Annotated in this window: 14 protein-coding genes and 1 other RNA gene; 12 read left to right on the plus strand and 3 right to left on the minus strand. The window is 35.1% G+C overall.

Annotated features, from left to right (window positions below; genetic code table 11):
* Positions 1–6 precede the first annotated feature (6 nt).
* The 9 genes from traK (at position 7) to JE46_RS24120 (ending at position 7,228) form a co-directional block, all read left to right on the plus strand.
* Positions 7–615, plus strand: a complete 609-nt coding sequence (gene traK, locus JE46_RS20460) for a conjugative transposon protein TraK (RefSeq protein WP_262494112.1) — start codon at positions 7–9, stop codon at positions 613–615.
* Positions 616–629: 14 nt separating this feature from the next.
* A complete protein-coding gene (locus tag JE46_RS20465) occupies positions 630–1,124 on the plus strand; it encodes a hypothetical protein (protein WP_031457150.1) in 495 nt (164 codons plus the stop codon).
* Between the two features lie 4 nt (positions 1,125–1,128).
* Positions 1,129–2,412, plus strand: a complete 1,284-nt coding sequence (gene traM / locus JE46_RS20470) for a conjugative transposon protein TraM (protein WP_031457151.1) — start codon at positions 1,129–1,131, stop codon at positions 2,410–2,412.
* A gap of 16 nt (positions 2,413–2,428) precedes the next feature.
* The gene (gene traN / locus JE46_RS20475) at positions 2,429–3,274 is read left to right on the plus strand and encodes a conjugative transposon protein TraN (RefSeq protein ID WP_031457152.1); all 846 of its coding nucleotides are present in this window, start codon (positions 2,429–2,431) and stop codon (positions 3,272–3,274) included.
* A gap of 28 nt (positions 3,275–3,302) precedes the next feature.
* Positions 3,303–4,100: a hypothetical protein gene (locus tag JE46_RS20480; RefSeq protein ID WP_031457153.1), complete on the plus strand. Its 798-nt coding sequence runs from the start codon at positions 3,303–3,305 to the stop codon at positions 4,098–4,100.
* A gap of 9 nt (positions 4,101–4,109) precedes the next feature.
* On the plus strand, positions 4,110–5,162 hold the full coding sequence (locus JE46_RS20485) for a hypothetical protein (RefSeq protein ID WP_031457154.1): 1,053 nt from the start codon (positions 4,110–4,112) through the stop codon (positions 5,160–5,162).
* Between the two features lie 11 nt (positions 5,163–5,173).
* Complete coding sequence (locus tag JE46_RS24310; RefSeq protein ID WP_031457155.1) at positions 5,174–5,458, plus strand: hypothetical protein; 285 nt, start codon at positions 5,174–5,176, stop codon at positions 5,456–5,458.
* Positions 5,459–5,532: 74 nt separating this feature from the next.
* Positions 5,533–5,688, plus strand: coding sequence for a hypothetical protein (locus tag JE46_RS24115; protein ID WP_157505961.1), 156 nt, complete (start codon positions 5,533–5,535; stop codon positions 5,686–5,688).
* Complete coding sequence (locus tag JE46_RS24120) at positions 5,672–7,228, plus strand: recombinase family protein (RefSeq protein ID WP_031457156.1); 1,557 nt, start codon at positions 5,672–5,674, stop codon at positions 7,226–7,228. The genes JE46_RS24115 and JE46_RS24120 overlap by 17 nt, the downstream gene beginning before the upstream one ends.
* Here JE46_RS24120 and ssrA read toward each other — a convergent pair.
* Together ssrA and JE46_RS20505 are read right to left on the minus strand one after the other, a co-directional pair.
* Positions 7,183–7,579, minus strand: a transfer-messenger RNA (tmRNA) gene (ssrA, locus tag JE46_RS23900). The genes JE46_RS24120 and ssrA overlap by 46 nt on opposite strands.
* A gap of 199 nt (positions 7,580–7,778) precedes the next feature.
* Positions 7,779–8,981 carry a serine hydrolase domain-containing protein gene (locus JE46_RS20505; RefSeq protein WP_031457158.1) on the minus strand — a complete coding sequence of 401 codons (1,203 nt, stop codon included), beginning with the start codon at positions 8,979–8,981 and terminating at the stop codon, positions 7,779–7,781.
* A 238-nt stretch (positions 8,982–9,219) separates the two neighbouring features.
* Here JE46_RS20505 and JE46_RS20510 point away from each other — a divergent pair, with 238 nt between their 5' ends.
* Both JE46_RS20510 and JE46_RS20515 read left to right on the plus strand, forming a co-directional pair.
* Entirely contained in the window at positions 9,220–10,422 is a 1,203-nt protein-coding gene (locus JE46_RS20510; protein WP_031457159.1) for an NAD(P)-dependent oxidoreductase, read from the plus strand.
* Between the two features lie 242 nt (positions 10,423–10,664).
* Positions 10,665–11,555, plus strand: coding sequence for an alpha/beta hydrolase (locus JE46_RS20515; RefSeq protein WP_167343455.1), 891 nt, complete (start codon positions 10,665–10,667; stop codon positions 11,553–11,555).
* A 114-nt stretch (positions 11,556–11,669) separates the two neighbouring features.
* On the opposite strand, the gene fumC is transcribed toward JE46_RS20515, so the two are convergent.
* On the minus strand, positions 11,670–13,055 hold the full coding sequence (gene fumC / locus JE46_RS20520; RefSeq protein ID WP_031457161.1) for a class II fumarate hydratase: 1,386 nt from the start codon (positions 13,053–13,055) through the stop codon (positions 11,670–11,672).
* 328 nt (positions 13,056–13,383) lie between these two features.
* Here fumC and JE46_RS24565 point away from each other — a divergent pair, with 328 nt between their 5' ends.
* Positions 13,384–13,563 carry a hypothetical protein gene (locus tag JE46_RS24565; RefSeq protein ID WP_031457163.1) on the plus strand — a complete coding sequence of 60 codons (180 nt, stop codon included), beginning with the start codon at positions 13,384–13,386 and terminating at the stop codon, positions 13,561–13,563.
* Positions 13,564–13,604 lie beyond the last annotated feature (41 nt).

The raw sequence follows: 13,604 nt of genomic DNA on the forward strand, positions 1-13,604 counted from the left end.
AGTAAAATGAAAAATATTGACACTGCTTTTCGGCATGTTCGCGGTTTTACCATGCTTGTCATTACTGGGTGTATCCTGATTAGCTGCTTTTCACTTTATAAGAGTTTCACACTCGTATCACAAATGCAGAACAAGGTTTATATTCTGGCTAACGGAAAAGCACTTGAAGCCTATGCTTCAGACCGAAAAGATAATATTCCTGTAGAAGCCAGAGATCATGTGAAAACGTTCCATAAGCTGTTTTTTACTCTTGATCCGGATGATAAAGTAATTAAAAGCAATGTAACCAAAGCACTTTATCTGGCTGATGACAGTGCCAAACGGGTGTACGATGATTTAAAAGAAAACGGGTACTACTCCGGTATCATATCGGGAAACGTCAGTCAGACCATTCAGATTGACAGTGTAACTATTGACCTCAGTAATTATCCGTTTGGATTCCGATGTTATGCTACTCAAAATATTATACGCACGACCAGTATTGCACATCGGAACCTTATAACTGAAGGCAACCTTCGTAATGTGTCGCGAAGCGACAACAATCCACATGGCTTTTTAATCGAGCGATGGAATACGATTGAGAATCGAGATATAAGTACTGAAAATAGAAAATAATAAAACTGTACATCATGAAATTCAATTCTAAACGAAATAGCAAAAAAAGCGATGCTCTTGCAACTGCTAAAAATAATCTATGGCAAAAGTTTGAACAGGCTAATCTGCGATTGCAGTATAAATGCGCCAATTGGCTTGAACGTAAAACGGCTCATTTTACTCGGCTTAATTGGATTCTGATTCTGCTCTGTTTTACAGTATTTACCAGCAGTTGCAGCATTTACCTGATTGTGAGAAGTTTTTCAGCTAATAAAACTGGAAATATAAGGGTAATCCCAATCACTAAACCAACGAATGCGGTATCCCTAAAAGATAAGCCTCCTGAACTCAATGAAGTTATTAGTAAAAAAGAATTTGAAAAAATTACAAGTTTTCGGAACTATATGGATAGTCTGGGCCGCAGTCCCACAGGAAAAAAAACGTATGACAGTATTGTTTCAGACAGGCCCGGACTTCTGGACAGTCTGACAATAATAGAAAATTATTATTACTCACATCTTAAAAATTAGTATCATGGAACAAAACACAAAATCTCTAAAAGTCCTAAAGCAGCGTAAGATGCTGTTGGTACTGCCAATATTGGCTTTGCCATTTCTAACTGCCATTTTTTGGGCATTGGGTGGTGGAAAAATGGATGCCTCTAACTCAGCTGTAACACAGCAAAAAGGTTTTAATCTAAAACTTCCCAATGCGAACCTGAAAGAAGGACTTCCGATGGATAAAATGAATTATTACGATATGGCAGCCCTTGATTCTGCAAAGCTGGATGAACTCATTAAAAAAGATCCTAATTATTTGAACCAGTCCTTTCAGATTGATTCCACCGAAGACAGCAGTGCTGTTACTCGAAGAAAAGAAAGAAATGGCTTAAATAAGTCTGTTTATCGTGATGAAAACGAAGAAAAAGTACATCAAAAATTGGAAGCATTGCAAAAAGCAATCAATACACCTGTATCAATTCCAGAACAAAACAGGGATTATACTAAAAATGCAAAATCAAACGAAACGGCGTTGCATTCCAATGATGTGGACAGGCTCGAACAAATGATGCAGTCTATGAATGACAGTCAGGAAAGTCAGGATCCGGAACTAAAAGAGCTCGGTGGAATGCTGGAGAGTATTCTGGATATCCAACATCCCAACAGGGTGCAGCAAAAATTAAAAAAAGCTTCCCAGGCTGAGCGTGGACAAGTCTTCACTATTTCCACCAAAGGACATGAAGATCCTATTTCTTCTTTACAAAACAAAACTGTAAATCATACTGAATCCGGATTGAATAGATTTTATTCTCTTGATGAAGCTGAGAATGATGATTTAATGCAGAATGCTGTAGAAGCGATTATTCATGAAACACAAACGATTGTAAATGGATCCACAGTTAAGTTCCGACTCATGAATGACATTTTCATAAACGGAGTTAAAATCGTAAAAGACAATTTTCTATTTGGAACAGCTTCCTTAAAAGGAGAAAGGCTAACGATCAACATTAGCAGTATCAGATACAACAACTCCTTATTTCCAGTGGATTTGTCTGTTTATGATATGGATGGACTTGTTGGAATCTATATTCCAGGAGCTATTAATCGTGATGTTGCCAAAGCATCTGCTGACCGATCCATGCAAACGTTGGGAGTTGCATCATTGGATGATTCCTGGGGTGCTCAGGCGGCAGGAGCCGGAATTGAAGCGGCAAAAAGTCTTCTCAGTAAAAAAGTTAAACTAGTCAAAGTAGTTGTAAAAGCAGGATATAAGGTACTGCTGCACGATGAAAAGCAGAAACAAAATAATTCCAATTAAACTAAAAATGATACAGATGAAAAATTTTAAACTATTGGTGATGGGGTATTTACTATTGATGACCATCGGTGTATTTGCACAGCAAACAAGTAAAAATCGTTTATCCAAAACAGAATCGGACTCACTAATGATAGCCTATTCAAAAACGACCAATATTGTTTTTCCTTTTGCCATAAAAAGTGTTGACAAAGGAAGTCCCGATATACTCGTAAAAAAGGCAAAAGGTCTTGAAAACATCCTTCAGATCAAAGCTGCCCAAAAAGGATTTTTCCAGACCAATCTTACGGTAGTGACTGCAGATGGTAAACTTTATTCCTTCGTGTTGGATTATAATGAAGATTTCCCACAGTTGAATCTTACCCTGAATAAAACAAAGCCTGAGGGACAGGAAATTTATTTTTCAGATGAAATTATTAATGATCAGGATATTGAGCAGTATTCAAAATTAGCACTATACGATAAAAAAAAGCTGCGAGGTCAAAAGGAAAGTAAATACGATATTGATTTTAGGCTCAACGGAATTTTTATTCGTGACGAGGTAATGTATTACAGGATAAAAATAACCAACCATTCTAAAATCAATTATGAGATTGACCAGCTTCGTTTTTTTATCCGCGACACTAAAAAAATAAAACGTACCGCTTCACAAGAAATTGAAATTACACCCATTTATATCTTGAATGATGTTGATAAAATTGAGGCTGAAGCAGAAAACATCTTTGTATTTGCACTGCCAAAATTTACAATTCCGGAAAAAAAATATTTGGCCATACAGCTAATGGAAAAAAATGGCGGCAGGCATTTAGAAGAACATGTCAAAAATACAAAACTGGTACAGGTAACTGTACTTACTAAACTATAAACTAGATAATAATTTAAAAATTGAAAACATGAACGAGAAAAATTTTGAATACTTAAGAGATCAGATTAAGTATACTGGTTTCGGTGAAGCACTGGAATCTCAATTAAAGGAAAAAATGCAGAAGGAAGAGCCTGATTTTACTTTGACACATAATTCGCAATATGGTAATGATACGGCTACAGCGACATTAAATTTCAATAAGTCAAAAGAAAGTGATCTATATTTCTTTAATTCTTATAAAGTGGAGTTGCAAAAAGAAAATTCTAAAGAATCTTTGGAGCAAACCTTTTACATCAATAAAGGCAGTAACATAACCATGAAAGAAGCTTACAATCTTATGGAAGGCAGATCAGTCAATAAAGATCTCACCAGTAAAGAGGGTGAAGTTTACAATTCCTGGGTTCAAATGGACTTCAAACAATCCGAAACTAATGGAAATTTTAAACTAAACCATTACCACCAGAATTACGGCTATGATTTAGAAGCAGCATTGTCCAAACATCCGATTAAGGAACTGGAAACCCCAAAATACAAAGAAGATTTGATCAGCTCTTTAAAAAAGGGAAATCTGCAGAGCGCTACTTTCTTAAAAGAAGGCAATGAAATCAAGCAGTATATTGAAGCCAGCCCGCAATTCAAAACAATTAATATCTATGATAATAATATGAAACGAATTGACAATCGTAAAGCTCAAGAAGAAAAAAAATCTGAAAGCCAGCAGACTTCCGAGAAACAAGGCAGTAAAAAGCAAAACCAAACAGCCGACGATGATGGACCTGAAGTGCCAAAGGAAGCTAAGAAAAAAAAGAAAAGTCAATCCATGTAATCAATAATTATGAACGAACAGCTTCCCGTTAACAGAGTAGAAATGGAATTAAAACAGTGGCACTCCAGGGAAGAGCGTTTTAGCAAACTGTTTAATTTCAGCCTTTCCAATAGTAGATCACTGCTTAAGGAAAAGCTGCATCATTACGAGCGTATTGGGTCAAAGTATAAGGGAACAAAAAATATTGAGGAACGTTTTGCTTTAAAGATGCTCGAGCAGGAAAAGAGTAAGATTCTTAAACAGCTTTATCCTAATTTATTAGTTCGTCTTGTTCGTAAACTTCTTGTTGCGCCACTCATAGATCAAATTGCAGTAAATAAAGATGTAAAAGAAGCGCAGAAGAATAATCAAGCGCTGTACGATCAGGTACAGCGTATTGGTTTTAAAGATTTGTCAAATCAAATAGATGATCAAATAAAACAGGGGCAGGAGCAATTTAGTATTCCGGTGTCCTATTACATCAACGAAAAGGAACGACTGGATCATGAGCTGTCTTTTTCTAAAAACCAAAGTGGACAATATCAATTTGATGGTTATAAAACCACTTTGCAAAATGAACTAAAACCTGAAGAAAATAGAAGCCAGTATTTCAAATTACAGGAAAGGAATTCTGTTGATACAAAACAGGCTTATAATTTGTTAGCTGGTCGAGCAGTTCAAAAAGAAAAATCATGGATACAGTTAGATCTTAATGACAAAGACGCAAGTGGAAATCATCGTGTCAAAGAATTTAATTCGGGATACGGTTATGATCTTGAAAAGGCAGTACAGCTTCCCTTAAAGGAATTATCAAATAAAAATGAAGCTGATAAATTAAAGTATGACTTAAAACAAGGAAATCGTTTGCCTGTAACCTTGATTAAAAATGGAAATGAACATCGGTTTTATATTGAAGCAAATCCTCAGTTTAAATCGGTAAACATTTATGATGAGCATTCCAGAAAAATTACGCTATCAACGGCATTGGGTAATAAAACAATTGAAACTGTAAAACAAGTACAAAAAACGAATGAGAGCCAGCAGGAGAGCCACTCAAAAAGTAATAGTATGCGTATAAGCTGATAAACTGAAATATGAAAACACTACAACCTTTATCTGATTTCTTTAAGGCAATAGAGAAAGATTACCGTATTAGTATCACTCATATCGGTATATATGCTGCATTGCTTCAATTTCGGGTAGAAAAAGGTTTTGTTAATCCTATTGAGGTCTATCGATATGAAATTATGAAGTTAGCGAAGATAACTGGGCCTGTTACCTATCATAAATGTATGCGTGAGCTAAATGAGTATGGCTACATAAGTTATCTGCCAAAACGTAACAGAAACCAGAGAAGTACGATTTATTTCCCCATATGAATAATTGAATCAATTTAATTAGTAAAGCCCTCTTAAGGGCTTTACCTATCAAAAGTAATTAAAGGAGGTGTGTGATGGAAAATGAAAATGAGAAATTATTGGAAGTAGATCAAATAATTTTTGAAACTTTTGAAATGATTGAGCAGGAACGAGAGCAAAAGTTAGTAAATTTAATAATTGAAATAATTGTTTCATCTACTTTAAAAGAATATTATGAAAAAGGCAATTAGATATTTACGATTTAGTCAATTAGGACAAAGCAACGGTTCAATAGAACGTCAGGAAATGTATACCGATCAGTGGTTACATTTTAATAAAGTAGAACTGGTGGATTCTTTTATTGATAGAGGGAAAAGTGCTAAAACTTTTGATCGTCCTGATTTTATAAAACTACAAGCTTTCATTGTGAAGTATTATAAAAATGTTGATTATCTCTTAGTAGATCAACTAGACAGGTTTAGTCGTGACGCAGGAGAAGCAATGAATATGGTAAAAATGCTTCAGAAAAGATATAGTATTCAAGTCGTTAGTGTAACAGAAGGTATTACATTTGACTATGATACCCCTGGTAGTTTTTTTAGGGCTGGTTTACAATTATTATTGGCTGAGGAAGATAATATTAATAGAAGCATAAAAATAAGAGGGGGGCTTTACACTGCTAGAGCAAAGGAAGGTAGATATATAGCAACGAGCGCTCCTTTTGGATATTTAAAAGAGGGTGAAAGAAAAGAACGTAGATTGATAATTAATGAGTCTGAGGCTAAAATCGTGAAATTTATTTATGATTCTTATTTATTGGACGTACCATTATATCTCATTAAGAAAAATGCCAATGAACTTGGGTTCAAAAAGAAAGGCAATACTGCTATTGAAAGAATTCTTACTAATCCGGTTTACGCTGGTATGTTAAATGTCCAAGCTTATAAAGAATACCCTGGTGGTCTTTTCCCTGCAATTCATGAAGCCATAATTGATATGAGCACATGGCAAATGGTACAAAGTAAAATGAAAAAGCCAGAAAAAATAAGGACTATAATTGATGAAAATATTCCACTACGAGGATTATTAAAATGTCATTGTGGTATTCCGTTAACAGGAGCACCATCTCGTGGAAAATCTGGGAAATATTTTTATTACTACAAATGTAATTCTTCTAAGCACAATAATATAAGCGCAACAAAGGCTCATAGTCAATTTCAAAATATATGCGAATTAATGAGTTTGCCAGAAAAGAGGCTTCGTGAAATAAAAGATGGTTGCAAGACTTCTATTCAACTAGAAATGAAAGCCAATAAACAAAGAGTTCAAGAAAAAAAGCTTGAATTAGAAAGTGTACAGGAAAAAATGTTCTCAGTTGAAGAAAAATGGATTAAAAATGAAATCGCAAAAGAAACTTACGATCGATGGTATGGGACTTACAATAGTACTATACAAAACCTGAAACAGACCATTGAAAGACTTAATACAGATCTGAGTAAGGTATTTTTAATTTTGGAGAAAAACTTGAATTTACTTACTGACATGCATTACGTGTACAATAAATCTAATACTTTGCAGAAAAGAGATTTTATAAATATGGTGTTCGATAGCAATTTGTACTATCAAGAAGGCATTTATCGAACACCTACAATGAGAAGTATTTTTACTCATAACACCCCATTAATGAAGGAAAAAGGGTGCTTGATTTATGAAAAAAAACGGGATGATTTATCAATCATCCCGTCCAGTGGAGTCGCCGGGAATCGAACCCGGGTCCAAACAAGCAACTAAAGAGCTTTCTACACGTTTATTTCCTGATTAGATTTTCGATGTTAAGCAAGGCCAGAAACAGCCACTCAACACTTATCTTCTTAATTTTCAAAATCCACCCGAAGCTCATGGAAATCTAGGTTTATTTTTACGGTTCCCCTAAACAGAACGCCACAAACCAAGGCTTTCAAGGAGAATCCAGCTTCCCTACCTTGTAGGGACGTGGCTAATCGTACTATAATTCGGATTATGCAGCTAAAGCGTAGTTATTTTCGCCGTGTAAAAGTGTAAGATCTTATATTTACGAGCAAGGTCTCAATGCTCGACGTGCTTACTTTTCAATTCGACTTGCTGTCAAAACCAGTCGACCCCAAAAATGAGTTTGCAAATTTATACTATTTGCAGTTACTTTCTATTAAAATTTTCAGAAAAATTAGAAAGCCAAAAGTCGAAAGTTGTAAAGTCACATGGTTGCTTCTTTTTGTTTTCCTGCAATTGGTATATTTAAAAGGAACATAGTCAATATTTACAATTTCTTTAAGCCTTTACGACTTTTGACTTTATGACTATTTTATTCTTCTTCTTTAAACTGAAAAGGATAATCTCCAAAAATAGGAGCCAGTTTACGAACTGCATACGTATTTCTTGTCATTTTATTAGATAATGCTATAATGGTTACATGCTCTTTTTGAAGCGTAATATAAGAAGATGTGTTTCCGTGCCACCAGCCATTGTGAAAATAAAAATTCTGGCCGGTTTCCCAATTGATCATTCTGATTCCTAATCCATAATTTTTGGCACCTTTACGTTCATTGCTCTGACCAGTGTAAACCTCTTTTAATAAAGCCGGTTTTAAAAAATCGGGAGCATATCTGGCTCTGTCAAATTTTAAAAGATCACGAACTGTCGAAAAGATATTTTTATCACCATAAACGTTATCCAAATAGTCAAAACCAATTTCGACCCCATTCCCTTTATAAGAAGGAACAATGTTTTTTCTGTCTTTATCATCATCAAAAACATAAGTATGCGTCATTCCAAGAGGTTTGAAAATCATTTGCGACATGGCTTCTTTGTAGGTCAGTCCCGTTATTTTTTCGATTATGAGTGCCAGCATAGCGTAATTGGTATTGCAATAGGCAAAACGGGTACCTACCCTTGACTCCAGACCTACATCTTTAGTCGCCAGAATATCTAAAATATCTTTGTTGGTAAGCTGGTTGTGTCTGTCCCAAACCGATTTGTCATGATCTGTAAAATAAGCATAATTTCGCATTCCGCTGCGATGGCACAATAACATTCGAACCGTACATTCTTCGTAAGGAAAGGTCTTTAGAATAGTATTTACTTTTTGATCCAGGCCAAGCTTACCTAAATTGATTAATTTTAAAACAGCAGTTGCAGTCAGTACTTTGCTTACAGAGGCAATTTGTACAGGGGTATCAGCAGTAATTTTAGTTCCTTCATTTTTATTGGCAAAACCATTATATCTTTCAAAAATAATCTGACCGTTTTTTGCTACCAAAAAACTTCCGTTCATGCAGTTGTTTGGCCAGTTTTTATTGTAAAAATAATTTATTCTCCCTTTTACAGAATTAATATAGGCCGCACTTATTTTTTTTTCAGGCCCCATCGGAACCATTTTCCCCAATGTATCTTTTTCTTTTACAGCTCCATCCTGACTGTTGTTTTTATCTTTTCCACATGAACTTAAAACTAAAACTGAAAAAAGTATTTGTGGTATATTTGTCTTTTTAAGGAAACTCATTTTCATCATTCTTTAAAAACAAATATATAGAATTCAATATTTATGTTTGGTGATTTTGAGAGCTAAAAACGGATACCCTTAACAGACAATTAACACGTTTTTTTGTTAGCCTGTTGAAAATCAGATAATAGTGATTCAAAATCATTAAAAATAAGAAAACAGCAACAAAAATTTAACTATATTTGTTATATTTAAAACAAAATAACAGATAAAAGTTATATTATTAAATTTTAAATCCTAATAAATGAAATTCGGAATTATCAAAGAAAGAAAAAATCCACCTGACAGACGTGTTGTCTTTGCCCCTGATGCATTAGCAAAACTCAAACAACTCCACCCTGAAGCCTATATAAGTGTTGAAAGTTCAGATATTAGAATTTTTTCAGATCTTCAATATAAAAGTATGGGAATTAATGTTGCTGATGACGTTTCAGATTGTGATATTTTATTTGGCGTAAAAGAAGTTCCTGTAGCTAATTTAATTCCGAATAAGTCTTATTTCTTTTTTTCGCATACCATAAAAAAACAGCCTCACAACAAAAAACTTTTACAGGCCATATTAGAAAAAAATATCACTTTATACGATCATGAAACGATTGTTGATGAACATAACCGAAGGTTAATCGGGTTTGGAAAATATGCCGGAATGGTTGGGGTTTATAACGGAATTCGCGCTTTTGGAATAAAATTCGAGTTATTTAAACTTCCAAAAGCAGAAACTCTATCAGGAAAAGATGCCCTGATCATGCATTTGAAAAGAATCACACTGCCTCCTTTAAAATTTGTAATCACAGGAACAGGAAAGGTTGGCAGCGGCGCGCAGGAAATTTTGAAAGCAATCAAAGTAAAGGAAATTACTGTAGAAAATTATCTAACCAAAAACTACACGCAGTCTGTTTATGTACAGCTTGACGCTTTAGAATACAATAAAAGAACTGATGGTAAGATTCTTGACTTTGTAGATTTCACCCAACATCCTGAAGATTATACGTCTGATTTCGAAAAATTCACCAAAGTCAGTGACATTTATATAGCCGGGCATTTTTACGGAAATAATGCCCCAATGATCCTGACTCAGGAAATGCTGAATGCTAAAGATTGTAAAATAAGAGTTGTCGCTGACGTTTCATGTGATATAAATGGCCCAATTGCAAGTACACTCCGTTCTTCTACCATTGCTGAACCTTTGTACGGATATCTGCCATCAGAAAATAAAGAAGTTGATATTTTTCATCCGGCTGCAATTGTAGTAATGGCAGTTGATAATTTGCCTTGTGAAATCCCAAAAGATGCCAGTGAAGGTTTTGGAGAACAGTTTATGGAACATGTTATTCCGGCTTTTTTTAACGGAGATAAAGATGGAATTCTGGAACGAGCCAAAATTACCGAGAATGGTAAACTCACAGAGCGATTTAGTTATTTACAAGACTATGTTGATGGGAATTAATTAATTTAATTTGTGTTGCTTATTAATTTGTAACTATTTTTAACCCGTTGGGTGAAATTAAAAATAAGTGTCAGGCTGAGCGGAGTCGAAGCTCTTTCTTGTTCAAAAGCCTTCGACTCAGCTTAGCCTGACATCAATTCCTTAAGCTATAAATGATGATTTACTCCCGATTTTATACTTTTTATAATCAAATCATTTTTTTAAATCAATTTCACCCAACGGGTGTACTATTAACAAAACACATGAAAAAACTCATAATTACATTTTCGATTTCATTATTATTAAACTGTGCTCATTTACTCGCTCAAACCAATCCGGAAACTCCTTTGTTTCCAAACGGAATTGAAAAAAATCCGGTAACGCATCCGAATCCTGAAAAGGTAGTCGACTCTGTTGTTAATCCATTGTCATTATCCCATAAAAACAGGGTAATCAGTAATATTTCGGTTCCAACCTATCAATTATTTACGGCTTCAGAATCGAATAACAAACATATTGGTGTCGTTATATTTCCGGGTGGAGGTTTAACTACGAACTGGGTCGATAAAGAAGGAACTGATCTTGCGATGTGGCTTTCACAACAAGGAATCAGCTGTATGGTGGTAAAATACAGAACTAATAGAAAAGATGAAAAGGGAGAAATGATTATTCCGATGGATGATTATAAAGGGGCCGTTTATCAGGATGCGAGAACAGGTATTTTAAAAATGAAAGAACTGGCGGAAGGCTTAAAAATTGACAAGGACAAAATTGGAATTTTGGGCTTTTCGGCCGGTGGCTGGCTAAGCGAACGCATTGTAATCAAATCTACCGAAACAAAAGAAGCTGTAGACTGGAAACCTGCTTTTGCTGCTTTAATTTACCACGGAAATACGTTAAGCAATTTTAAAAAAATTGACAACATTCAGGCCTTACCTCCTGTTTTTATGGCGATTGCCCGTGACGACAAAAAAATGCCTGTAAAAGAAATTATTCCGGGACTGGCTGCCATTGCTGCCGAAGTAAAAAATTCGGAATTACATATTTATTCTAAAGGGGATCACGGTTTTGGACTGGCTTATGATAAAGGGCATTCGGTTTCAAAATGGAAAGACAGTTTCTATGACTGGTTATTGGACATTTACAATAAGTAAAATATCAAGTCTTTTAAAAATAGTTTAAACATATAAAAAAGGGAGGGAATTTTAAAATTTCCTCCCTTTTAAGATTGATATATCTCGATCGAAGCCGAACTGATTGCAGTAAAACTAAACCATTTCCTCAGGTTTGACCCATGCATCAAAATCGTCAGGAGTAACGTATCCTAAACGAACGGCTTCCTCTTTAAGCGTAGTTCCGTTTTTGTGAGCGGTTTGAGCAATTTCGGCTGCTTTATAATAACCGATTTTTGTATTTAAAGCTGTTACTAACATCAATGAATTATCTACTAATTCTTTGATACGTTTGTAATTAGGTTCAATTCCCTGAGCACAATGTTCGTCAAATGAAACACACGCATCGCCTAACAGTCTTGCTGACTGTAAAAAGTTTGCTGCCATAACAGGCTTGAAAACATTTAATTCATAATGTCCCTGCATTCCTCCTACTGCAATTGCTACATCATTTCCGATTACCTGAGCACAAACCATTGTTAAGGCTTCGCACTGCGTTGGGTTTACTTTTCCGGGCATTATTGAAGAACCCGGTTCGTTTTCAGGAATATGAATTTCGCCAATTCCGGAACGCGGTCCCGAAGCGAGCATTCTCACATCATTAGCTATTTTATTTAAAGAAACAGCCAACTGTTTTAAGGCTCCATGAGTTTCTACAATGGCATCGTGTGCGGCCAAAGCTTCAAATTTGTTTTCGGCAGTTGCAAATGGATGATTGGTGAATTTAGCAATATATTCGGCAACTTTTACATCATAGCCTTTTGGAGTGTTAAGTCCTGTTCCTACTGCAGTTCCGCCTAAAGCGATTTCAGATAAATGTGATAATGTATTTCTAAGTGCTTTTAAACCGTATGCCAATTGAGCTGCATAGCCTGAAATTTCCTGTCCTAAAGTCAATGGAGTGGCATCCATAAGGTGTGTACGGCCGATTTTTACAACGTCTTTAAACTCGGTTGCTTTTTTGACTAATGTTGCATGCAGTTTTTCGACTCCCGGAATGGTGGTTTCCACAACCATTTTGTAAGCTGCAATATGCATTCCGGTTGGAAAGGTATCGTTTGACGATTGTGATTTATTGACATCATCATTGGCTTTAATGAATTGCTCACCTTCTCCAATTTCAAATCCTTTAAGCACCTGAGCACGATTTGCTATTACTTCATTGACATTCATATTACTTTGCGTACCTGAACCGGTTTGCCAGATCACAAGCGGAAATTCATCTTTTAATTGTCCGGCAAGTATCTCATCACAAACTGCAGCAATAGCGTCACGTTTTTCGATTGGCAAAACACCTAAATCGTGGTTGGCATAAGCAGCTGCTTTTTTAAGATAAGCGAAACCTTCTATGATTTCTTTTGGCATTGATCCTGAATCTCCAATTTTAAAATTATTTCTGGAACGCTCTGTTTGTGCACCCCAATATTTATCAGCCGGAACCTGCACTTCGCCCATAGTGTCTTTTTCTATTCTGTATTTCATTTTGTTGTTTGTAAAATATTGTTTGTAATATGTGAAATGTTATTTGTGAGATTTAAAAACTGAAGTTTCTTTTGAAAACGAATGCTTTAGCCCTGATGGAAACGGCATCCTTTTATGGGGGTGTTCCCCATAAAAGATATAGTGGACAGCAGGAAACAGCTCCTGAAAACAATCATAGTATTCTATTTTAGATACTTAAAAAAATCCTTATTTAAAATGAGTATAAATATAAGAATAATTGGCCTTTTAGAAAAATTGATTTGGTTTTTATTGGCAAGGAAAAATATAAAACCTACATTTGTGCTTACATTCAAAAATTCTGGAAAACATGTTTGAATTTTCACAGTACTTAGGTTTTTTACTTTTCTTAACCATACTAACTATAGGGTTTTGGTTAATGTTTTTCTTGGTTGGTTTCGTATCTTATTGGGTTACGGGAGCTAGCTGGGAAATGTTCAAAGAAAAAAGAGCCAAAAGAAGACAAGAAGAACAATCAGTTAAACTTTAATTGATTTCATAAAAAAGGACCCGTGAAAACGAGTCCTTTTT

The sequence above is a fragment of the Flavobacterium chungangense LMG 26729 genome, assembly GCF_000735715.2.
GTDB classification, from domain to species: Bacteria; Bacteroidota; Bacteroidia; order Flavobacteriales; family Flavobacteriaceae; genus Flavobacterium; species Flavobacterium chungangense.

Excerpts from the sequence above, each read along its gene's own strand:
- traM (WP_031457151.1), top strand. The coding sequence starts at position 1,129 with ATGGAACAAAACACAAAATCTCTAAAAGTCCTAAAGCAGCGTAAGATG.
- JE46_RS20480 (WP_031457153.1), top strand. The coding sequence starts at position 3,303 with ATGAACGAGAAAAATTTTGAATACTTAAGAGATCAGATTAAGTATACT.
- JE46_RS24120 (WP_031457156.1), top strand. The coding sequence starts at position 5,672 with ATGAAAAAGGCAATTAGATATTTACGATTTAGTCAATTAGGACAAAGC.
- traK (WP_262494112.1), top strand. The coding sequence starts at position 7 with ATGAAAAATATTGACACTGCTTTTCGGCATGTTCGCGGTTTTACCATG.
- JE46_RS24565 (WP_031457163.1), top strand. The coding sequence starts at position 13,384 with ATGTTTGAATTTTCACAGTACTTAGGTTTTTTACTTTTCTTAACCATA.
- JE46_RS20505 (WP_031457158.1), bottom strand. The coding sequence starts at position 8,981 with ATGAAAATGAGTTTCCTTAAAAAGACAAATATACCACAAATACTTTTT.
- JE46_RS20485 (WP_031457154.1), top strand. The coding sequence starts at position 4,110 with ATGAACGAACAGCTTCCCGTTAACAGAGTAGAAATGGAATTAAAACAG.
- JE46_RS20510 (WP_031457159.1), top strand. The coding sequence starts at position 9,220 with ATGAAATTCGGAATTATCAAAGAAAGAAAAAATCCACCTGACAGACGT.
- JE46_RS20515 (WP_167343455.1), top strand. The coding sequence starts at position 10,665 with ATGAAAAAACTCATAATTACATTTTCGATTTCATTATTATTAAACTGT.
- JE46_RS24310 (WP_031457155.1), top strand. The coding sequence starts at position 5,174 with ATGAAAACACTACAACCTTTATCTGATTTCTTTAAGGCAATAGAGAAA.
- fumC (WP_031457161.1), bottom strand. The coding sequence starts at position 13,055 with ATGAAATACAGAATAGAAAAAGACACTATGGGCGAAGTGCAGGTTCCG.
- JE46_RS20465 (WP_031457150.1), top strand. The coding sequence starts at position 630 with ATGAAATTCAATTCTAAACGAAATAGCAAAAAAAGCGATGCTCTTGCA.
- JE46_RS24115 (WP_157505961.1), top strand. The coding sequence starts at position 5,533 with ATGGAAAATGAAAATGAGAAATTATTGGAAGTAGATCAAATAATTTTT.
- traN (WP_031457152.1), top strand. The coding sequence starts at position 2,429 with ATGAAAAATTTTAAACTATTGGTGATGGGGTATTTACTATTGATGACC.